The sequence below is a fragment of the Candidatus Acidulodesulfobacterium ferriphilum genome (assembly GCA_004195035.1).
Classification (GTDB): Bacteria; SZUA-79; SZUA-79; order Acidulodesulfobacterales; family Acidulodesulfobacteraceae; genus Acidulodesulfobacterium; species Acidulodesulfobacterium ferriphilum.
The window spans coordinates 632,543-652,487 of sequence record SGBD01000001.1 but is presented as its reverse complement, the minus strand read 5'-3'; the positions used below and the strand labels follow the sequence as shown (position 1 = coordinate 652,487).

The 19,945-nt window shown below is 40.0% G+C and carries 20 protein-coding genes; 16 read left to right on the top strand and 4 right to left on the bottom strand.

What is annotated here, in order from left to right; all coding sequences use genetic code 11:
• Positions 1-14 precede the first annotated feature (14 nt).
• The 9 genes from EVJ47_03320 (at position 15) to EVJ47_03280 (ending at position 8,328) form a co-directional block, all read left to right on the top strand.
• Positions 15-257 carry a F0F1 ATP synthase subunit epsilon gene (locus EVJ47_03320; protein RZD15315.1) on the top strand — a complete coding sequence of 81 codons (243 nt, stop codon included), beginning with the start codon at positions 15-17 and terminating at the stop codon, positions 255-257.
• A gap of 117 nt (positions 258-374) precedes the next feature.
• Entirely contained in the window at positions 375-1,640 is a 1,266-nt protein-coding gene (locus EVJ47_03315) for a serine--tRNA ligase (GenBank protein ID RZD15314.1), read from the top strand.
• A 7-nt stretch (positions 1,641-1,647) separates the two neighbouring features.
• Entirely contained in the window at positions 1,648-3,870 is a 2,223-nt protein-coding gene (locus EVJ47_03310) for a DNA translocase FtsK (GenBank protein RZD15313.1), read from the top strand.
• 2 nt (positions 3,871-3,872) lie between these two features.
• A complete protein-coding gene (locus tag EVJ47_03305) occupies positions 3,873-4,697 on the top strand; it encodes an outer membrane lipoprotein carrier protein LolA (GenBank protein ID RZD15312.1) in 825 nt (274 codons plus the stop codon).
• 169 nt (positions 4,698-4,866) lie between these two features.
• The gene (locus EVJ47_03300; protein ID RZD15311.1) at positions 4,867-5,352 is read left to right on the top strand and encodes a YajQ family cyclic di-GMP-binding protein; all 486 of its coding nucleotides are present in this window, start codon (positions 4,867-4,869) and stop codon (positions 5,350-5,352) included.
• 403 nt (positions 5,353-5,755) lie between these two features.
• On the top strand, positions 5,756-6,094 hold the full coding sequence (locus EVJ47_03295; GenBank protein ID RZD15310.1) for a P-II family nitrogen regulator: 339 nt from the start codon (positions 5,756-5,758) through the stop codon (positions 6,092-6,094).
• A gap of 121 nt (positions 6,095-6,215) precedes the next feature.
• Positions 6,216-7,628: a type I glutamate--ammonia ligase gene (glnA, locus tag EVJ47_03290; GenBank protein ID RZD15309.1), complete on the top strand. Its 1,413-nt coding sequence runs from the start codon at positions 6,216-6,218 to the stop codon at positions 7,626-7,628.
• A gap of 198 nt (positions 7,629-7,826) precedes the next feature.
• Entirely contained in the window at positions 7,827-8,063 is a 237-nt protein-coding gene (locus EVJ47_03285) for an antitoxin, RHH family protein (protein ID RZD15308.1), read from the top strand.
• Entirely contained in the window at positions 8,053-8,328 is a 276-nt protein-coding gene (locus EVJ47_03280; GenBank protein ID RZD15307.1) for a type II toxin-antitoxin system RelE/ParE family toxin, read from the top strand. The genes EVJ47_03285 and EVJ47_03280 overlap by 11 nt, the downstream gene beginning before the upstream one ends.
• A 93-nt stretch (positions 8,329-8,421) precedes the next feature.
• Here EVJ47_03280 and EVJ47_03275 read toward each other — a convergent pair whose 3' ends face one another.
• Together EVJ47_03275 and EVJ47_03270 are read right to left on the bottom strand one after the other, a co-directional pair.
• On the bottom strand, positions 8,422-8,781 hold the full coding sequence (locus EVJ47_03275; GenBank protein ID RZD15306.1) for a nucleotidyltransferase domain-containing protein: 360 nt from the start codon (positions 8,779-8,781) through the stop codon (positions 8,422-8,424).
• A 55-nt stretch (positions 8,782-8,836) separates the two neighbouring features.
• Entirely contained in the window at positions 8,837-9,052 is a 216-nt protein-coding gene (locus tag EVJ47_03270; protein ID RZD15305.1) for a hypothetical protein, read from the bottom strand.
• A gap of 247 nt (positions 9,053-9,299) precedes the next feature.
• Here EVJ47_03270 and EVJ47_03265 point away from each other — a divergent pair, with 247 nt between their 5' ends.
• Positions 9,300-9,515 (top strand): XRE family transcriptional regulator, encoded by a 216-nt coding sequence (locus EVJ47_03265; GenBank protein ID RZD15304.1) that lies wholly within the window; start codon positions 9,300-9,302, stop codon positions 9,513-9,515.
• Position 9,516: 1 nt separating this feature from the next.
• Positions 9,517-10,413, top strand: a complete 897-nt coding sequence (locus EVJ47_03260; GenBank protein ID RZD15303.1) for an AccI family restriction endonuclease — start codon at positions 9,517-9,519, stop codon at positions 10,411-10,413.
• Here EVJ47_03260 and EVJ47_03255 read toward each other — a convergent pair.
• Together EVJ47_03255 and ssb are read right to left on the bottom strand one after the other, a co-directional pair.
• Complete coding sequence (locus tag EVJ47_03255) at positions 10,397-11,998, bottom strand: SAM-dependent DNA methyltransferase (protein ID RZD15302.1); 1,602 nt, start codon at positions 11,996-11,998, stop codon at positions 10,397-10,399. The two genes, EVJ47_03260 and EVJ47_03255, sit on opposite strands and share 17 nt — an antisense overlap.
• A 218-nt stretch (positions 11,999-12,216) precedes the next feature.
• Positions 12,217-12,690, bottom strand: a complete 474-nt coding sequence (ssb, locus tag EVJ47_03250; protein RZD15301.1) for a single-stranded DNA-binding protein — start codon at positions 12,688-12,690, stop codon at positions 12,217-12,219.
• Positions 12,691-13,017: 327 nt separating this feature from the next.
• On the opposite strand from ssb, the gene EVJ47_03245 reads away from it, so the two are divergent.
• Genes EVJ47_03245 through EVJ47_03225 form a run of 5 tightly spaced genes read left to right on the top strand, consistent with a single transcriptional unit; the run spans position 13,018 to position 19,857 of the window.
• Positions 13,018-13,545, top strand: coding sequence for a hypothetical protein (locus tag EVJ47_03245; GenBank protein RZD15300.1), 528 nt, complete (start codon positions 13,018-13,020; stop codon positions 13,543-13,545).
• A 57-nt stretch (positions 13,546-13,602) separates the two neighbouring features.
• A complete protein-coding gene (locus EVJ47_03240) occupies positions 13,603-14,829 on the top strand; it encodes a hypothetical protein (GenBank protein ID RZD15299.1) in 1,227 nt (408 codons plus the stop codon).
• Positions 14,830-14,862: 33 nt separating this feature from the next.
• Positions 14,863-15,480, top strand: a complete 618-nt coding sequence (locus EVJ47_03235) for a hypothetical protein (GenBank protein RZD15298.1) — start codon at positions 14,863-14,865, stop codon at positions 15,478-15,480.
• 29 nt (positions 15,481-15,509) lie between these two features.
• Complete coding sequence (locus EVJ47_03230) at positions 15,510-19,445, top strand: hypothetical protein (GenBank protein RZD15297.1); 3,936 nt, start codon at positions 15,510-15,512, stop codon at positions 19,443-19,445.
• Positions 19,446-19,488: 43 nt separating this feature from the next.
• Positions 19,489-19,857 carry a hypothetical protein gene (locus tag EVJ47_03225; protein ID RZD15296.1) on the top strand — a complete coding sequence of 123 codons (369 nt, stop codon included), beginning with the start codon at positions 19,489-19,491 and terminating at the stop codon, positions 19,855-19,857.
• The last annotated feature ends 88 nt before the right edge of the window (positions 19,858-19,945 follow it).

The window sequence follows — 19,945 nt, the reverse complement described above, 5'->3', positions numbered from 1 at the left end:
AGGTTGTATCGGGAATGCCGCTTAAACTTAAAATTGTCGGCCGCGGCGGTTTGATTGCCGAAGAAATCGTGGATTTTTGCGAAATTCCCGCCGAATCGGGTATAGAGGGGATATTGCCTGGGCATATCAACTTTATTTCTAATGTGAATAAGGGTGTCGTAAAATACAAAATCGGCGAGACCGTTCGGGAAATCAATATCGACGGCGGATTTGTGGAAATAAGCAATGATTTTATCAATATTTTGGTAAACGATTAATATTGATATTGCCTGCCAAAAATATTATTATATTACTGTCCGTTTTAAGAATAAAAATTATAAATCTATAAATATACATATATAAATCGTAAATAAAAGGCATATCGGAATATTATTATGATAGACATTAAGCTTATCAGGGAACAAAGAGAGTTTGTTAAAAAAGAAATGGAAAAACTTTTTATTCCCGTTCAAATCGACGAGATTTACGAACTTGACGAGTCAAAAAGAAGACTCTTATATGATACCGAGTGTCTTAGAAATACCAGAAAAGTTCTTTCAAAAGAAATAGCCGCGGAAAAAGAAGAAGCGGCAATTTTAGCGAAAAAAAACGAGGTAAAAAGAATAAACGAGATGATAAAAGCGCAGGAAGACGAGCTTGGCGCCATAGAACAGAGGCTTAACGAGCTGATGTTAAATGTGCCGAATCTTCCGGACAGCGATGTGCCCGTCGGCAGGGACGAAACGGAAAATGTCGTCGTTTCTTATTTCAATGCAAAGAAAAAATTTGATTTTAAGCTAAAAACCCATTTTGAAATCGGAGAAAAAAGAGATTTAATCGATTTTGAAAGGGGGGTAAAGATTTCCGGGACCCGTTTTTATGTGCTGAAAAGGGGGTTTGCTAAGCTCCAGAGGGCGCTTATTAATTTTATGCTCGATACCCATATAACTTATCACGATTACGAAGAAGTATATCCTCCTTATATGGTTAACGAAGCCTGTTTAATCGGGACGGGGCAGCTGCCGAAATTTTCCGACACTTTGTATAAAGACGACGATTCGGGCTTATGGTTTATCCCGACCGCCGAGGTCCCGGTTACGAATATGTACAGGGACGAGATAATAGATATTAAGATGCTTCCCATAAAACATGTGGCATATACCGCATGTTTCAGAAAAGAAAAGATGTCTGCCGGCAAGGATACAAGGGGCATAAAAAGAGGGCATCAGTTCGACAAGGTAGAACTTGTAAAAATTACTACTCCTGAAACAGCCAAAGATGAATTATTTAATCTTATTAACGATGTTCAGGATATTTTAAACAGGCTGGATATTCCCCATAGATTAGTTAAAATTTGCACCGGGGATTTAAGTTTTTCGGCAAAAGAAAAATACGATATAGAGGTTTACGCCCCCGGGATGGACGAATGGCTTGAGGTCAGCTCTTGTTCGAATTTCGGTTCTTTTCAAGCTATAAGAGCAAATATTAAATTTAAAAGGGAAAAAAACGCAAAATCCGAGTTTGTCAATACTTTGAACGGTTCAGGACTTGCCCTTCCAAGGGTTATGATAGCGATAATCGAAAATTATCAGACAAAGGACGGATATGTCAGGATTCCTAATTCGTTAAAACCGTACTTTGGAACGGAAGAATTTATTTAATTCAATTATGCATGGTCATAAAAGGATAATCGGGGCGCTTCTAATCATTTTTTTTTCGATATATTCTTTCTTATCGCTTTTCTCATTTTCCATATTTCAAGAAACCTCCAATTCGTACTCTATTTCGAGCGTCCATAAAATAAACTGGGGCGGCTTTGCCGGCGGAATTCTTTCGAACCTGCTTTTAACGATAGCAGGTATCGGCTCTTTCCTGCTGATTTTTTTTATATTATCAATAGGGATATTATTGATATTTAACAAAATTACCCGGTCAAGATTAAGATTTTATGCGGGAATATTTATTTTCCTCGCCGCCCTTTTAATATTTCTTAGCGCCTTGTTTCCCAAGTTTTCATACCGCGGGTTTATAATTTCGGGCGGAGGGTTAATAGGAAGCGGAATTTATTACTACCTTTTCAGGTTTTTTGGCGAAGCGGGAAGCATAATTATAATTGTTATGTTATTTCTAACCTCTTTTTATCTTGTCTTTAAAAATATAGGAGTGGAAAACCTGACCGCCTCGGTTTACGACATTTATAATCTGATTAAAAGAGGCATAGAAGAGATAAAGCGGTTAGATACAGGTATAATAAGTATAATAACGAATAAATTGAGTTCTATCGTTTCCTTAATAACATTAAGGATTGAAAAGAGAAAAGGATTAAAAAAAAGAAAGAGAAGTTTTATCGTAAATAAAGAGCTGTTCGGGGGTTCAAGAGAGGATTTAATAAAGGATCTGGATGAAAAAGACGATCTTACAGGGATTAATAAAAAGACGGGAATAGATTATAGAGTAATTAGAGAAAAGGACGGCTCTTTTGATTTTGTTGGAGACAGGGAAACAAAAATCCCCCCGATTTCCTTAATTGACTTTGAAGGGATTAAAGACGCCCAAAAGCCGGATAAACTTTCTCTTCTGGGGAATGCAACTTTAATAGAAAAAAAACTTTTAGATTTCGGTGTGAAAGGAAAGGTTACGGGGATAAACCCGGGACCCATTATAACAATGTATGAGTTCGAACCGGCAAGCGGCGTTAAAATCGGAAGAATTTTATCTCTTTCGGAAGACCTTACGATGGCTTTAAAGTCAAAGCCCGTCAGGATAACAGGGGTTATAGAGGGAAAATCGGCTGTGGGCATCGAAGTTCCAAATAATAAAAGGGAAACGGTTTATTTTTCGGAAGGATTAAACTCAAAAGAGTTTATAGAGTCAAAGTCTTTACTTACGATAATTCTTGGCAAAAACACCACGGGGGGAAATGTCCTCTTTGATATTGCAAAATGCCCGCACTTGCTAATAGCAGGGGCGACGGGGGCGGGGAAAAGCGTGTTTATTAACACGCTTGTCGTAAGCCTTCTTTTTAAAGCGAGTTACGAGGAGCTTAATTTTTTAATGATAGACCCTAAAAGATTGGAACTAACGCCATTTGAAGAATTACCCCATCTTATTTGCGATGTCGTTTACGATGCAAAAAAGGCAAGCATTGCGCTTAAATGGGCTGTTTCCGAAATGGAAAGGAGATATAGAGAATTACAGAAGGCGGGCGTTAAAAATATAGAGCAGCATAATGAACGATTAAAAAAACAGAATCAGAAACCGATGCCGTACCTTGTCATTATAATAGATGAATTAAGCGATTTAATGCTGACAAGCCCGAAAGACATAGAAACATCCATAATCAGGCTTTCCCAGATGGCCCGCGCCTGCGGAATACATCTTGTAATAGCGACTCAAAGACCGTCTGTAAATGTGGTTACGGGGGTTATAAAAGCCAATATGCCGTCCCGTATAGCCTTCTTAGTCTCTTCCAAGGTTGATTCGAGGACGATATTGGATGCCAACGGCGCGGAAGAGCTTTTGGGAAACGGGGATATGCTGTTTATGCCGCCGGGACAGGGCAGGCTTGCGAGAATTCACGGCTCTTACATATCGGAAGACGAGATTAAAAAAGTTTTAGAATTTATAAAAGAAAAGAATTTTCCGCCCTCAAAAAACGAGTTATTAATAAATGAGTTTGACAATGCAGGCAATTTTGATAGAATGATTACGGACGACCCTGATGATGAAATATACGGCGAGGTGTTAAATATGGTTGCATCTCTGGATGACAATAATAATATATCCATATCGTATATTCAGCGAAGGTTCAGGATAGGTTTTAACAGGGCCGCAAGAATTATGGAAAAACTTCAAAACGACGGCATACTGACAAAAAAAGGGAGAACATAAAAATGAAGAAAAAATTGTCCATTCCCGTCTGCGTAAACGGCATGCGTTTACAAGCATACGGACAGAAATATCCGCAAAGTATGGAATCCTGTTTTCCGTCATTCCCGCAAAGAGAGGAATCAGGTCTTTCGTCATTCCCGCGAAAGCGGGAATCCATTAGCGCTAAATTAACTAAATTAGCCGTACCGTTTTTCATTTTATCCGTGTTTTTTTTAACGGGTTTTATACCGAAATCTTACGGCAAGTCGGATAATACAAGCAATATAATCGGGAAAATCGAAGCAAAATATAAAACCGTTCGTTCCATAAGCGCATATTTTGGGCAAAAGGAGATTATTCCGGGGTATTCGCAGAATATGGCCTTTAAGGGTTATTTTTATTATAAATATCCGGGCAATATGGCATGGGTTTATACCTATCCCATACATAAAAGGCAGGTTTTAAAAGGCGATAATCTTTATATTGTCGATAGCGGCATTAAAAAGGTTACGGTTATTAATGTAGGCAAAGAAAAAGGAGGATTCCCCCCTAATATCGTTGCCGTAATCGGAAGTTTGACCAAGTATTTCAGGGTTGAAAGCGTAAAGAAAGACGCCGGAAAAGGAATTATAGATGTGGGATTAAAACCCTTAAGCCTGCAAAGGGCAAAGGAGATTTATATCGATTTCGCAATAAACAGCCTTAAGATAACTTCATTAAAAATTTTAACATATCAGGGTCAAAGTATAATATTTCATTATTCTAATGTCCGGTTTAACAGGCATATAAATAACAATATTTTTAGCGTTAATTTTCCGTCAAGCTATACGATAATAAAGGAAAACTAATACCTTAAATCACAGTTAGAAACTATTAAAATTGTTTTAATAAGTTATAAATACTGGATTCCTGCCTTCGCGGGAATGACAATGCCGGATTTAACTTTTCACCCAACGGATGTCATTCCCGCGAAGGCGGGAATCCAGAAAAACTAATATTAAAAAGGTGGAGGCTTAAATGCCGTCTTTCGATGTAGTTTCAAAGGCAGACCTTCAGGAAGTCGATAACGCAATAAACCAGACCGTTAAAGAAATAACGGGGCGGTATGATTTTAAAGGCACAAAAAGCGAAATTAAAAGACAGGAAAATATCGTTACCGTCTTAGGCGACGACGATTATAAACTTACCGCCGTCATCGACATATTCAAGGGAAAACTTATAAAAAGGGGTGTTTCGGTAAAATTCTTAGATTTTAAAAAGAAGGAAGAAGCTCACAAGGGAATGGTGCGTCAGGAGGTCGAGATCAAGGAAGGGATAGATAAAGAGGCTTCAAAAAAAATAATTCAGGAAATAAAAAAGATAGCCCCAAAGGCGGCGGTCGAAAACCTTAAAGACCATTTACGGGTGGGTTCAAAATCCAAAGACGAGCTTCAGGGCATAATTTCGCATTTACGAGCTTTCCCTTTAACTATAGAATTGTCCTTTATAAATTTCAGGGATTAGTGTCAATAGCATAAATTTTAAGCAAATTTTTTATTATTGCATAAATTTTAAGCGCATTTTAATTTAATACCCAAATCCAGATTTAGAAAATATTTAAGATATTCCAATATTAAGTGATTCTGGATTCCCGCTTTCGCGGGAATGACACCCGTTGGGTGAAGGCCTAAAAACCTACAAAGTCATTCCTGCGTACGCAGGAATCCAGATTATAACATTCTAAATCTGGATTTGGGTAATAAATTATTATTGCATTTTTATTTAAATTAATGTTATTTTATCGCAATTAAGCTAAAATTTAATATAAATTTGATATATTTGTCATGAAAAACCTAAATTTTATGATAATTTTAAGTTCATTTTTACGATATGGCATATTTATTGCTCAAATTAATCTGGAGGCATCATGAAAAAGGTGGAGGCAATATTTAAACCGTTTAAACTCGACGATGTAAAAGAAGCCCTTAACAATATCGGTATTCACGGCTTAACGGTTACGGAGGTTAAGGGCTACGGCAGGCAGAAAGGACATACCGAATTATACAGGGGAGCCGAATATGTGGTCGATTTCATACCAAAGGTAAAAATCGAGGTGGTGGTTTCCGACGAACAAGTCGGCTTAGTGACGGAAGCGATATTGTCGAGCGCAAAAACCGGCAGGATAGGGGACGGCAAAATTTTTGTTTTGCCGGTGGAAGAGGCCGTAAGAATAAGAACGGGGGAAAAGGGCGAGGAAGCTCTTTAAAAAACTGTTATTCCGCGTAGGCCGTCAGGTGCGGGAGCGAAGCGTTAATCCAGAAACCATTGAGCACTTTTTTATTTATAAATTCAATAAATCTTAATTTTTTAAATTTTACGGAGGGAAAATGACGGAAAACGAAGTTGTGCAGTATATCAAAGAGCAGGAGATCCAGTTCGTGGATGTAAAGTTCTGCGACCTGCTTGGAACGTGGCAGCATTTTACGGTGCCCGTTAGCGAAGTGTCAAAAGATACTTTTAAGGATGGATTCGGGTTCGACGGTTCAAGCATAAGGGGGTGGCAGGCAATAGATGCTTCCGATATGCTTATTATACCGGATGCTTCCACTGCCGTTATAGATAATTTTATCGAGGCTAAAACTTTATCTTTAACATGCAATATTAAAGACCCTATAACCGGTAATTTTTATGATAGAGACCCGCGTTACATAGCGCAGAAGGCCGAAAAGTATTTAAAATCCACGGGCATCGCCGATACGGCTTATTTTGGACCGGAAGCGGAGTTTTTTATATTCGACGATATAAGATACGACCAGACTTCCAATAGCGGCTATTATTACATTGATTCCGAAGAAGGCATATGGAACACGGGAAGGGACGAGATGCCTAATCTCGGGCACAAGCCGAGAAACAAAGAAGGTTATTTTCCGGCCGCGCCTATAGATTCCCAGACCGACATCAGAAACGAAATGGCGTTAGAACTTCAAAATGTCGGGATAAGAGTCGAAGCCGCTCATCACGAGGTTGCCACCGGCGGCCAGGCCGAAATCGATATGAGGTTTGATTCTTTAACCGCTATGGGCGACAATTTTATGTGGTTTAAATACATAATTAAAAATGTTGCAAGAAGATATGACAAGACCGCTACTTTTATGCCGAAACCGCTTTTCGGCGATAACGGTTCCGGCATGCATGTCCATCAATCCTTGTGGAAAAACGGACAGCCGCTGTTCGCGGGCAAAGAATATGCAGGATTGTCGGAAATGGGGCTTTATTATATCGGCGGGATATTAAAACACGCAAAGGCTTTATGCGCTTTTACCAATTCAACGACAAACTCCTACAAAAGATTAGTCCCCGGCTTCGAGGCGCCCGTTAATTTTGTCTATTCCTCAAGAAACAGAAGCGCCGCGGTCAGGATCCCGATGTATTCAAATTCGCCGAAAGCAAAAAGAATAGAATACAGAACCCCCGACCCTACCTCAAATTGCTACATCGCTTTTTCCGCCTTGCTTTTAGCCGGTTTAGACGGCATCCAAAATAAAATTCACCCGGGCAAGCCCGTTGATAAAGATTTATTTACATTATCCAAAAAGGAGCTTAAGAATATTCCCGTTGCGCCGGGTTCTCTCGAAGAGGCGTTGAAAGAACTTGAAAAAGACCATAAATTCCTGCTTCAGGGCGGAGTGTTTACGGAAGATGTGATACAGACATGGATCGAACGCAAAATGGAAAACGATGTCCAGCCCGTTCGCATGAGACCCGTTCCTTACGAGTTTGCGTTGTATTACGATATATAAATCTTTTTGTTTTTATATAATCGAAGAAAATAGAAGTAAATAAAATAATTAAGATGCGCCGGTAAATTAAAACCTGTAATGGGCTTTTAAAACCGGCGTTTTTTGTTTCATAAAATAGAAAAATAGAAAATATTCATTGACATAGTTCATCATAAATGATACACTAATTGTATCCTAAGAATATAAGAGGTGAAAAAAATGCCTACAAAGAATCCAAGGCTTAATGTCGTTCTGGATAAAAGAACTGCAGAGCTTGTCGATATTTTATCAAAAAAAAGAGACATATCGAAATCGGCGCTCGCCAAAGAACTCATAGAAAAAGCTATAGAGCTTGAAGAAGACTTTTATCTTGCCGAGATTGCGGAAACCAGAAATAAAACCCTTAAGGGTAATCCGATTTCGGAAGAAAAATTTTGGAAACCTTATGGAATTTGAAATATTCTTTCATAACGATGTTCATAACGACCTTAAGGAAATACCTAAAAAATATCTTATAAAAATCAAAGAAGCTATAAACAATAAAGTGAAAGAGAAGCCGGAATTTTACGGAATACCCTTAAGGGGTTCGCTTAAGCCGTATAGAAAGTTCAGAATCGGGGATTATAGGATAGTTTTTAAAGTCGAGGATAACAAAATATATATACTTGCAATATTGCACAGAAAAAAAGTATATAAGATTGCCGAAAATAGGAAAACATGATGCATCCTTTAACTATTGAGCAAAATATACTTTATTCCCCTTTTACCTAAAAAAATCATTTCAAAATTTTTTTTGGGCTTCATATTATTTTATTTATATCTCTGGCTTCCATTTTATTCCTTCTTTTTTGATTTTTTCGGCAAATCTGAATCCTTCGAGTTGAATAACATCGACCTCCCTGCCAATTTCACTTGATATAAATGAAGCGGCTTTAAAAAAATCTCTATCCTTAAGGCCGGAAAAGGCAATATCAATATCGGAATTTATGCCAAATTTAAAAGGTTTTGTCAAAGAGCCGAATATGAAAGCATCTTTAAAGCTAACCGTTCGTCTTAATTCCGCAATAGCCGTAACGGCGTTTTTAAGCAAACTCTGCCTCAGCCTTTCCATCTCCAGCTTTTTGCGCTTAATAGCCTCATCCCTGATATGCGTCGAAAAATATTTATCTATCATGATTTAATTATAAATTATTTTTCGCAATTATCAAATCCAAATAAAAATCAAATTTTTAGTTTTCGGCATGACTCTCTTTTGTCATATTAATAAACCTTTCTTTATATTTAAAATCCGTATTCGTATCGACCGAAACCAATCCTTCTTTTATAAGATGAGCGTTAATGAATGTTTTATTTTGCAAATAAAGATAGCAGAGAAGATTGTTTTTATTATCGTACTTCAAGCTGTCGTATCTTAAAAACACCTTTTGTCCTCTTAATTTTTCCATAAGATAATCCAGAGCCTTGCATTAATAATTTCCGTTCTAATCGGGATTACCTTATATTTTCCGTAATAAACAGCTCTTGCAAAACACCGGTAATTTAATATTAAATAAGTAATTTCCAGCAGTCATACTGATTTTTTGTCAACCACTAATCAAAACAAGATTGTATATGCTAATTATAGTATGTAGAACTAAAATTAGCAAGAGCATATACTGATAATCAGTTTAAAGTTATAAATCTTATAAGTTTATGAGCAAAACAATATTAGAAAAATTTGGCGAAAAAGTGCGCAAGGAAAGACATCAGAAGGGTCTTTCCCAAGAAGAACTTGCCGCAAGAGCGGGTGTTCATCGTACTTATATCGGCATGATTGAAAGAGCGGAAAAGAATATCACGCTTGAAAATATTGAAAAAATCACAAAAGCTCTCGGTTTAAAAATATCAGATTTTTTTAAAGATTTTTAATATGAATTATAAAGATTTCATTCAGAAAACAAGTCAAGAAATAGGATCCAATATTGTAGATTTAAGTATTAAGCGTAAAAGAGGAAATGCTCCAACGCAGGCATTTTCAGATTTTTTAACTCATAGTGAGCAGGGAGATTGGGCCGAAGTTTTATTTTTCAATGCTTTAAAAGAATCTGATTTAACATACATTCCTGTGCGATATGGAAGATCGGACAAAATTATTGCCGGCGACCCAAACTTTAAAGAATTTTATAACTCTTATCAACACGAGCTTGATTTAATTGGAAAGCGGCCTGATATTTTATTGTTTAAATCTGATGACTATCGAAATGAATGGGGCGGCGACATTAGCCATTTGCCGATAGAGACTTTAAAATCCATTGTTCCAAAAGCAATTGCTGGATTTGAAGTTAGATCAAGCGCATATCTAACAAAAAAATTTGTTCCTAAAAAAAATAGACCTTATTTGAGTTTTACTCCAAAAGTTGAAGATTTATTGGTAGTTTTAAAATGGATTGAAACATACGGCGTTCCGCATTTTTATGTTCAAATCTTTTTTGACGCGATTTATATCATATCGTTTAAAGATATTTTATTATTATTAAAAAATGCTCAAATTGATGAGCGGGGAATCAAAAATAAAAAAATATTGGGGAAAATAGACAGTAGTCCAGCCTTTGTTATTGAAAAAAATCCTAAGAATCAATATAAAGAAACCATTCATATCTATATAGACAGAGGAAAAATTTTAAGCGACAAAATCGAATATCCAAAATTGGTGGGTAGTAAAAAAGAATTAGAGGGCGGACGACTGCTTCATTATGTAAGTTTTGAAGGCGGCAAAACTGCAATTAAAAAGGACGAATTACTTAAGCTTATCACAGATATTTTCTAAGTATTAAATCGGCATTATTAATAATTTCAAGTCTATCTTTTTTATTGTTTTTAAAGATTTCTATCTGTAATCTTCGCAATTCATCCATATCTTCTTTTTTTATAATTTCAAAGTCTAAAATCAGCGATTTGTTTATGTCGTTTGGTTCAAATTTCTCTAACCCATTTCCGTATTCTCTTTTCTCTTGATCAAAAAGTTTTCTGGCAAATTCGGTATTGAGATAAACAAATAAAATATCTAAATAATGTTTCCCAAGTTCAGAAGGATAAAATGAATGAAAGCAGGTGAGATTTTTACAATCGCTGTCGTTCCAAATAAATTTTAAACCATTTCGGCTGAAAACGGAAACCCATATTTTCGATACATCTCGTTTTTCTAAAGCGTACCAAGGATGTCTATTTTTTGTTAAATATTTTTTGTGAATATTTTCTGATTCACCTTTTTTAATATATCGTTTACAGATTTCATGCTCCGATTTTTGGCCGTCAAAAAGGTAAGTTTTTTTATCTTGTTCTATTAATTGATTAAAATCATTTTTTGAAAATAATATATCTTTTATAAAATTTGCTTTTGTTATACAAGGGTATAGGCACTCATTGGGGATATTAAATTCTTCAACTTCTTTCGGCGTTAAAGTAAAATATTCATTTGAGCCTGTTGCAATTCCTCTTGAGAATTTTCCAATTTTTAAAAAAGGGATTAGGTTTTCCTCCCCTTGTTTTTTATATTCATTAAAATAATTTCTCCATTTTATTTTTGGATTTAAGTCATGATTGTTCATCCGTTTCATCGGATATTCTTTTAAAAAATTAGATAGATTATTGAGTTGTTTAATATCCGAAATATTAAAAAAATTGACTGCAGAGCTTTTTTCGCGGTTCTTTTCGGCTAATATAATTAAAGATGTGGTAAGCGCATTATCAAAAACATTTTCTGTAAAATTAATATTTATTAAGTGTAACGTTATTCCGGAGGTAATCAGATATTCCTTAATTTTTTCTCCATAATTTGCATTTAAAAATTCACTTGGAATAATAAACGCCAACTTTCCGCCATAATTTAGAAGATTGATTGATTTAATCAAAAACCAGCTATAAATATTGTTTTGAATACTGAACTTAAAAAATGCTTTTGAACAAATTTTTTGGAAGATTTCCTCTTTATTTTTGATAAAATGATGCTTATAATATGGAGGGTTTGCAATTATTCCGTCATATTTTTTATCCCATGGGCTTGTAAGAAAATCTGATTCATTGATATTGACATTTATTTTTAATTCGGAAACTATATTTTTTAATTCGGAAACTATATTTTTATCAATTTCCCAAAGGTCAAAATAAATATTTTTGCTTTTATTTCGGTATTTTATTGTCCTTTCGAATATTCCTAATCCTGCAGCCGGATCAAGTATTGTTAAATTATCTTTTTTGGTATTCAAAATCCAATCGGCCATAAAACAGGCAATATTAAAAGGTGTAAAAAATTGTCCAAAAGAACGACGATATTTAATATCCGTTTTTGACAAATAGTTGTTTTCTAATTCGTTATCATAATTCGTTATCATAAAATCGTAATATTTTTCCATTTATTCCGTCCTTTCCTGTCAATTATAGGCAAAGGTTCGTTTAATTGATGTTTTTTGACGCGGTGCTTATAAGCATTATACTGCCAAATGACGAATTTTTCCATCAATTCGGCGTTCTTAATTCTTTACACTTTTTTAATTAATGGTTATTAATAAAAAAGCCCTTAAAATTTAAGGGCTTATAAACTAATTCTTTACAATTTAATATTAGGTACATGTCAAAACGGTATATCGTCGTCGTCCTGACTTCCAGCCCCGCCGTAGCCGCTTTCGGCATTTCCGCCCTGATGGGCATAGTTATTGCTCCCGGCTCCGGCTGCGCCGCCCTCTTCGGCGGCTTCCGCCCCGCTCCCCCCACCGCCTTTGGCGCCAAGCAGGACAATATTGGTCGCGACTATTTCCGTAATGTATTTTTTGTTTCCTTCCTTATCGTCGTAAGAACGGTTGTTAATTTTTCCCTCGATAAAAACCTGTTTTCCTTTATTTAAATAATTGGCGATGCTCTGCCCCATTTTTCCGAACACGACTATGTTGTGCCATGTCGTCCTCTCATTTTTAGAACCCGATTTATCGTTAAAATATTCCGTCGTCGCTATAGAAAACCTGAGAATCGCCAATCCGTCGGGGGTGTAACGAAGTTCGGGGTCCTTGCCCAGATTTCCGATTAATAATACCTTATTAAGACTGCCCATAATACCTCCAAAGTTTTATTATTTTTATTAATTGATTTTTGTGAATAATAAAATCTATAATAATTTAAGTAAACCCTTTTGGCAAGTTAAAATTATTTTAAATTTTTGTTACGGCAATGTTACGATTTTGTTAAGTTTAGGTTAAGTTTTAAGCGCAACTAAGCGTAATTAATAAAAAAATAGATATGCCTGATATAACGATATATAACAATAACATAATAATTTTACTTGACCTTTTTGAATAATGGGCTATAATAAAATCATAAAGTTGTCTGATAAAAGAATAAATACAGATAATAATCTCATTATTAAAATGATATTAAGCATATGAAAATATGTATTTTTAAAGCTGGCAATAAAGGCGCTTCCTTACTGGAAGTGTTAATCGCTATGGTAATACTTACCGTTGCTTTTTTGGGGGTAATGGCATTGTCTATTTCGCTTCTTAATAATAATGCGCTTGCCACTAAAATCAATACCGCTACAAGTATTGCGCAGGCGCAGGTCAGCCAGTTAAACTGTCTGGGGATTAGCGGCCTCGCCCTCGCGCCGCCAAACGGCTTCGGTTACGGCGGTGTGCCGTTGAATTATACTTATACGGTTTCTCCGACAGTTTTAAATCCCGATACGAGAACTACGGTAACCACTTGCATTAATCCCGTATTGACTAAAGGCGATGCCTATGTCCCCGGCGAATTTCCGACTAACGGCGGTATCGGCATTACCGTTCCTTATACCGTAACAATAACATTTGCACCTAATCCAATTCAGCCTGCCGCTGTTAATGCGCAGGTCAATGTTAGCTGGCAAGGGGTAAGGCAGCATGTTATAACACAGTATGATATAATTTCATAAATTTATATTTTATCTATTTTTATTTATGTTAAAATTTTAAAAATTTGTTAATTTAAAATGAATAAATCGTTGAATAAAAGACATGCCTTGGGCAATAAGGGGCTGACGATTGTTGAACTCATTATAGCCCTTGTTATATCGCTGTTAGTCGTTGGAGCGGCGAGTTTTATTCTTTTATCCCAATCAGGAGTATTCAGGGTAAGCAGGTCCGTTTCGACCGAACAGCAAAGGCTTAATACGGCATTTAATACCGTAAAATATTCTTTAAGGATGGCGGGTTTCGATTACGGACAGGGCATTTTTATGTCGGCTTACGTTAACGCGGCAAAATCAGCCGCTCCGCCCCTGCTTCCGCCTGTTCAAATTGTGCAGGCGGCAGGGGTCGGTAATCCTTACGAGGTTTTGGTAATGTATGATACCGCCGTAAACCCTGCCGACCCATGCACTATAACCTCGGTTGCCGTCCCTAATGGCTCCGCAACATTCACGGTGTCAGGCGGTTGCAGCGCCGGCGATTTTACTCCCGGGCAGATTATTAATATTATTAACCCTGTTTTTGCCCCTAAAGCTGCGGCTTCGCCGCCGCCGGCGCCAATAACTTTATGCGTAACAAAGGTTACGGCGGCATCGAACCAGATTCAGGCAAATCCGGGTAACGGCGCCGGCGGCGTAGGAGCTGGAGCGGGAGCGGTATGTACCGCCAATCCTAATGCGGTGCCTCCCGATAGCGTCGCAGGAGGGAGCGTTTCCGTTCTCAAACAGGTTTTGTTCTATTGGGGAAATGTTGGAACGCCGGGGCAGCCCGCAACATATTATAATTTTAATGCGCCTTTTAACTACCCGGGCGCGTTATATGAATGTACGGTGGGACCAAATGCGGCCAATCCAAACGCTCCGTCTTATGTATTGGAGCCGCCATATTATTCTGTGCCGCCGGCAGCATATACTCCCCCGACCTGCCTGAACGGCAATGCGGTTAAACTTGATAGTTATGTGTCGTCTTTTAATATTATGCCTGTAGCGCCGCCCCCGGCGCTGGTAAATAACTGGCCGGTTGCGGCGGGCTTGGGCTTCTATGCCCCCACATACAGCGAGAGTTTATCTGTAATGGGAGAGTCCAATGTCGCCCTGTCCGATTCCCCCGCTTACAGCATTAATGTTCCGTATAACGGCGCTTTGAACGGGGTTAACGCTAAGGGAAATGCGGGGCAGACCATAGGAAACAATATATTAAAGTCGCTTAATTCAAATGTATTTTTAAGAAATATTTTTTATGGAAGTTAAGTTAATTTACTTATTGGACAAGAAGTCTATATTATGAATTTAAAAAATAAAGTTAAAAATATCAGATGTAATAACAGGCCGGTAAATAATAATGACGGCATTGCGCTTTTAACCGTCCTGTTAATAACCATAATACTCAGCCTGCTTGCCATAGTGGCTATAAGCACTACTGGAACCGATGTGTTAAACGCGGGCAGCAGTACGGCTGCCCAGTACACATTTAATATTGCAAATTCGGGGATGAATGTTGTTTTGTCCCAGATTACCACTAATGCGGGGACGCATGCGGGACCAGAATGTGCAGGCGTCCCGCTATCCGGCTGGTATTACTACTCGACAGGCGGCAATATTTGCAATGCGGGTTCTTCTCCTCCCGCCCCTTTTACGCCCGCCAATATTATAAATTCATATTTTAACAATTCAGTTTATAGCGGCGGCAATGGACCTTTCCCCGGAAATTTCAATCAGTCCGGATATGAATACAGCGGGGTTTACGGCCATCATGCCGGCTACAGCTGTCCGAATAGTAATCCGAACTGTTTTTATAACGGGAATTTAAATTTTTTAACCCAAAATTCCCACAGCGCCAACACAATTCAAACGGGGATGACATTCAGCTATGGACCTGTGATGAATGCGGGTTATCCATAATAAATTAAATTAGGATAAGGAGAAGGGAAATGTTAAAGCGTGTATTTTCAGCCCTGATAATTGTTTTCGGCGTATATATAGCCTTATTTGCATTTGCGGGTTCCGCCGCCGCGGCATCGGGCGTGAACGATGTCGATATACCGCCTAACATCAGCCAGAGCGCGCCTCCCAATGTTTTAATTTTTCTCGATACTTCGGGTTCTATGATGTGGAACGAACAGGTTAACTGGAGTAATCCGACCGCAACCCCGCCCACAAGCGGCACCGACGCCCCGGAAACATGGCTAAAAGCAACTTTTTTTTCGGCGGTTCAAGCCCCCGGCTCGAACAGCGTGTTTTCGAAGATATATAACGCGAAAATGGCGCTTCAGGACATCGTAACCAATCCGTCTTTTAATAATCTCAATTACGCTTTCGCGACCTTTCAGCCGCTGCTTCTTTCTACCGATGCCGATAACTGCATATACGCTAAAAACGCAGACGGCGGACTTGATTTTACGAATCCCGCAAGCGCGTTGCATTATCCCGGTAGTCCCGGGGGTTCGGGAACCCCTATCCAAAGCGGGGCGTATCCTCCGCCGACAGGCACTAATTATCCGTTTGAATCTTTAGCATGCACCGGCAACGGGAATTTGACGGCGGCAGATTTTGTATCCTATGATTACGGTCCGTATATTATCAATCAGGATTTAGGAACTACAACATCTCCTTGGGAATTGTGGGTTCCGCAAATTACCGGCGCTAACACCGTGCCTGCGGGAGACCAGTTTTTTGAACCTGCGGATACTGCAGGCGCCGCTATCGAGAATATTTTGTGGAACGATAAAGATTATAAAAACGGCGGCTTCGGTGACTTAAAAGACCCTGCAGACAGTGATGTAATAGGTTTGAAAGCCGGCGGCGGCACGCCGATGTGGTCTATGGTTACAAATATGACTCAATATTATACCAATTATATAAGTTCGCTTAGCACCGCAAGCACAGGCGCCACCTGTGCAAGAAATTATTCCATTATTATAACGGACGGCGAGGCAAACGGTTATAAACATACAGATACCCCTGTGGCAGTTTATGATTTATATTATCCTGCTACGACGGGAGCGCCTAATCCTATAGAGACATTCATAATAGGCTTCGGCTATACGGCGGGCATAGGAGGAAAGTCCTATCTTCAAGGAATGGCGGACGGAGGGGTGGGTATCGACCCTTCAAACTCTCCCGCCGGACTGGCAATTTCAGGGGCGGTGGCGGGCAGTTCGCCTACGACATTAAATCTATCCGGCGCAACCGTGAGCGGCACGGCCGCTAGCGGCACGCCGCCGCCCGGCGGCGCATATATAACTAACAGCGCAGGGGTGCTCGGCGTTGTTTTAGTCGGAGATACGATTTCGGACATTTCGGGCGAGGAGAGCGACACCTGTGAAACCAGCGCCACTAACAACTTCGCAACAGGCGACTGCGCAACCGTAACAGGCGTCGATACGAACAACGGTACTATCACCCTGTCAAATGCGTTAAACAGCATTACCTCGCTGACCGTTTCTGGGACGATTTATTTGCCTAATAACCTCGCAGCGCTTACAAGTTCTTTAACCGCTATTTTTAATCAGATAGAGTCGCAGACGGCGAGCTTTACCTCTCCTGTCGTCAATCAAACCAGCAGCACCAGCGGCTTTGTATATTACGCTAATTTTAAGGCTTTCTCGCTTAGCCAGCCTTTGTGGGGCGAGGGGAATATATTCCTTTTTCATCTTAATGCTTCGGGGCAGTTAAGCGGGCCGGGCGGTTCCGCTTTAACTTCTTCGGGAACTATAAATGTATGCGATTCATACTGGGATGAACCGCCTTCCTCAGGTCCAGCCTGTGCTCCCGGCAATAATTTAGGCGGCGCGGGAGGGCTTTTGCAGGCGGAGTCACCTTCTTCAAGAAATATTTTAACCTCAAATTATAATCCTTCAACAGGTGCGGTAGTTCCCGATACCGCAACCGGCGGGACAAGCGAAATACCGTTTAATACGGCAGACGATTCTACGCTTGCGCCTTTACTGGGGATAACCTCAACCAATTATTTAACTGTCTGTCCGAGCGCGGCGTCCGTTGATGCCTGCGCCGACGATGTCATAAATTTTGTTTTAAATCCCAACCCGAGCGATAACTGGAAGTTGGGCGCCATTTACCATTCCGACCCTGTTTTGGTGACCCCCCCGCCGTTTGCATATCCGAGCGCGTCATATCAGCAGTTTAAAATAAATAATGCGAGCAGGCAGAACGTTTTGGTTGCAGGGGCAAACGACGGCATGGTTCACGGCTTTAACGCGGCGGATTCGTGGGATACAACGACAAATTCATATACCTGCCTCACCGGAACATGTGGAGCAGAAATGTTTGGCTATATTCCGCCCGATTTACTGCCCGAACTTACTTCGTGGTATAATCCCGCGTTCAATCCGACTTCTGCCACGACGCCCGATAAAGAATATGAGTTCGTAGATTCTACGCCTGCCCTTTCAGATGTGTATTTTAACAATATCTTTTCCGTTAGCGGCGCGCCGGCGGCAAATACCGTAAATGCAAACAGCAGCGCAAATGCGCCGGATTGCGTGGGAACAACCGGAGCCGACTGCTGGCATACGATTGCGATTTCGGGAGAAAGAAACGGCGGACAGAGTTATTTTGCGCTCGGTTTAACTAACCCTGCAAATGTCGGCAAAACTACTACGCCGTATCCCGACCCGTTATGGGATTTTTCGGATGCCGCCAATTCTCCGGCTCCAGCCGCCACCGCACCTATGGGCAATACATGGTCCCAGCCTGTTATTTCTTATGTTTGCATGCTTAATCCTTTTTATTCTTCTTCAGACACGGGAGGAACCGGGATTTGCGGAAACAATCCCCAGCCTGCGGCTTCATCGGATACGCCGCAATTTGTCAAAACTTATGTCGGCGTAGTCGGAGGAGGCTATTTGCCTGACAACCCCGCAGGCACGGTCGTTGCCGGTCAAGCCGTATATGTCCTGTATGCCGAGCCCAATCCCGTCAATACGGGAACAGCTACCGCGCCGGTTTACACGGATGAACAGGAATTATGGAAGTTTGATAGCTCAAGCACAGGCGGTACAGATATGAATTATCAGATACCGTCGGCGGTAGCCCCCGTTTTAAGCACTAACTTCAGGTTAGAGGCATTTTATGTCGGAGATTTAGGCGGGCAGATGTGGGCGTTTGATACTCCCGGCGGGCAGGATATTACCGCTCCGGTTCCCAAAACCGATTCCGATATTTTATCGAATTGGACGGGATGCCCGCTTTTTCAATCAACCACTACGTCAACGGCAACCCCTTTAAATATTTTTTTTCCGCCGGCTGTTGCTTATGATTCTCTCAACAACCTGTGGCTGTTCTTCGGAACGGGGAATATGGAAAACTTGAATGGTCAAAATACAAGGGATAATGAGCTGATAGCCATTAACACGGCGGGAATACCTACCGGCGAATGTCCGACTTCTCCGTATAGCGAAACTAACCTTGGAAATGTAACAACAGGAAGCACTGTGACGGCTACCGCCGACGGATGGTATATTAAATTACAGCCGAACGAAAGGCTTGTGGCTCCTGCCGTAGTTTACGATAATATAGCGTATTTTGTTACATATACGCCTCTTTCTCCTGGCGCATGCGGCTACGGAACGGCGAGCTTATACGCGGTTAATTATCTGACAGGCGCTGGTGAAGTAACTACTAACACCGGCGCAAGCAGCGGCACTGTTACAAGTATTGGAACGGGCGGCACTTCGCAATCGGGAGAGATAGGAACGGGGGTGCCTTCGGCGCCGGTTATTTCCTCCACTATTTCGGGGGGCAAGGCAACCTTGACAATAACGACTCAGTCGGGTCAGCTGGTTCAGTTGCCGATACCCGCGCAGTCGTCTGCGGTGATGCCTACTTCATGGTTTCAATTGCCGTAAATATTTATTTAGAGCATAATTTATTTAATGAGGGAAAATTAAAATGATATTAACAAAAAAAAGATTTCCTGTAATATTTCCGGCAATATTACTTGCTGCCGCGTTTATAATACCCGGTCTTCCGATAGCCGCTTCGGCAGGCAGTTCTTCATCGCTCGTGCTTGCCTCATCTTCCACATCCCCTGGTAATTACATTTATTCGGAAGGGGCTATTTCCAGCATTGGCAGCTCCTCCATAACATTGTCCAGCGGTGCAACATACCTTATAAACAGCAGTACCGTATGCATCGCCCCTAATAAGATGGATATTTCCTGTTCGGAGCTTACCTTTAACCAGACCGTCATCATAGCGGCCGTGCAAAATACAAGCGGTCAACTTGTTGCAGTTAAAATAACAATATTTCCTTCTTGATGCCCTTGATAAATTCGCAGCCATTTTTCTTAACTCGATTTAATTCGAGATTTGGGAAACCTTTTTCTAATTTCCGCATAGTTTTGGA

Coding starts and splice junctions, on each gene's coding strand:
- EVJ47_03320 (RZD15315.1), top strand. CDS start 15: ATGCCGCTTAAACTTAAAATTGTCGGCCGCGGCGGTTTGATTGCCGAA.
- EVJ47_03315 (RZD15314.1), top strand. CDS start 375: ATGATAGACATTAAGCTTATCAGGGAACAAAGAGAGTTTGTTAAAAAA.
- EVJ47_03310 (RZD15313.1), top strand. CDS start 1,648: ATGCATGGTCATAAAAGGATAATCGGGGCGCTTCTAATCATTTTTTTT.
- EVJ47_03305 (RZD15312.1), top strand. CDS start 3,873: ATGAAGAAAAAATTGTCCATTCCCGTCTGCGTAAACGGCATGCGTTTA.
- EVJ47_03300 (RZD15311.1), top strand. CDS start 4,867: ATGCCGTCTTTCGATGTAGTTTCAAAGGCAGACCTTCAGGAAGTCGAT.
- EVJ47_03295 (RZD15310.1), top strand. CDS start 5,756: ATGAAAAAGGTGGAGGCAATATTTAAACCGTTTAAACTCGACGATGTA.
- glnA (RZD15309.1), top strand. CDS start 6,216: ATGACGGAAAACGAAGTTGTGCAGTATATCAAAGAGCAGGAGATCCAG.
- EVJ47_03285 (RZD15308.1), top strand. CDS start 7,827: ATGCCTACAAAGAATCCAAGGCTTAATGTCGTTCTGGATAAAAGAACT.
- EVJ47_03280 (RZD15307.1), top strand. CDS start 8,053: ATGGAATTTGAAATATTCTTTCATAACGATGTTCATAACGACCTTAAG.
- EVJ47_03275 (RZD15306.1), bottom strand. CDS start 8,781: ATGATAGATAAATATTTTTCGACGCATATCAGGGATGAGGCTATTAAG.
- EVJ47_03270 (RZD15305.1), bottom strand. CDS start 9,052: ATGGAAAAATTAAGAGGACAAAAGGTGTTTTTAAGATACGACAGCTTG.
- EVJ47_03265 (RZD15304.1), top strand. CDS start 9,300: ATGAGCAAAACAATATTAGAAAAATTTGGCGAAAAAGTGCGCAAGGAA.
- EVJ47_03260 (RZD15303.1), top strand. CDS start 9,517: ATGAATTATAAAGATTTCATTCAGAAAACAAGTCAAGAAATAGGATCC.
- EVJ47_03255 (RZD15302.1), bottom strand. CDS start 11,998: ATGGAAAAATATTACGATTTTATGATAACGAATTATGATAACGAATTA.
- ssb (RZD15301.1), bottom strand. CDS start 12,690: ATGGGCAGTCTTAATAAGGTATTATTAATCGGAAATCTGGGCAAGGAC.
- EVJ47_03245 (RZD15300.1), top strand. CDS start 13,018: ATGAAAATATGTATTTTTAAAGCTGGCAATAAAGGCGCTTCCTTACTG.
- EVJ47_03240 (RZD15299.1), top strand. CDS start 13,603: ATGAATAAATCGTTGAATAAAAGACATGCCTTGGGCAATAAGGGGCTG.
- EVJ47_03235 (RZD15298.1), top strand. CDS start 14,863: ATGAATTTAAAAAATAAAGTTAAAAATATCAGATGTAATAACAGGCCG.
- EVJ47_03230 (RZD15297.1), top strand. CDS start 15,510: ATGTTAAAGCGTGTATTTTCAGCCCTGATAATTGTTTTCGGCGTATAT.
- EVJ47_03225 (RZD15296.1), top strand. CDS start 19,489: ATGATATTAACAAAAAAAAGATTTCCTGTAATATTTCCGGCAATATTA.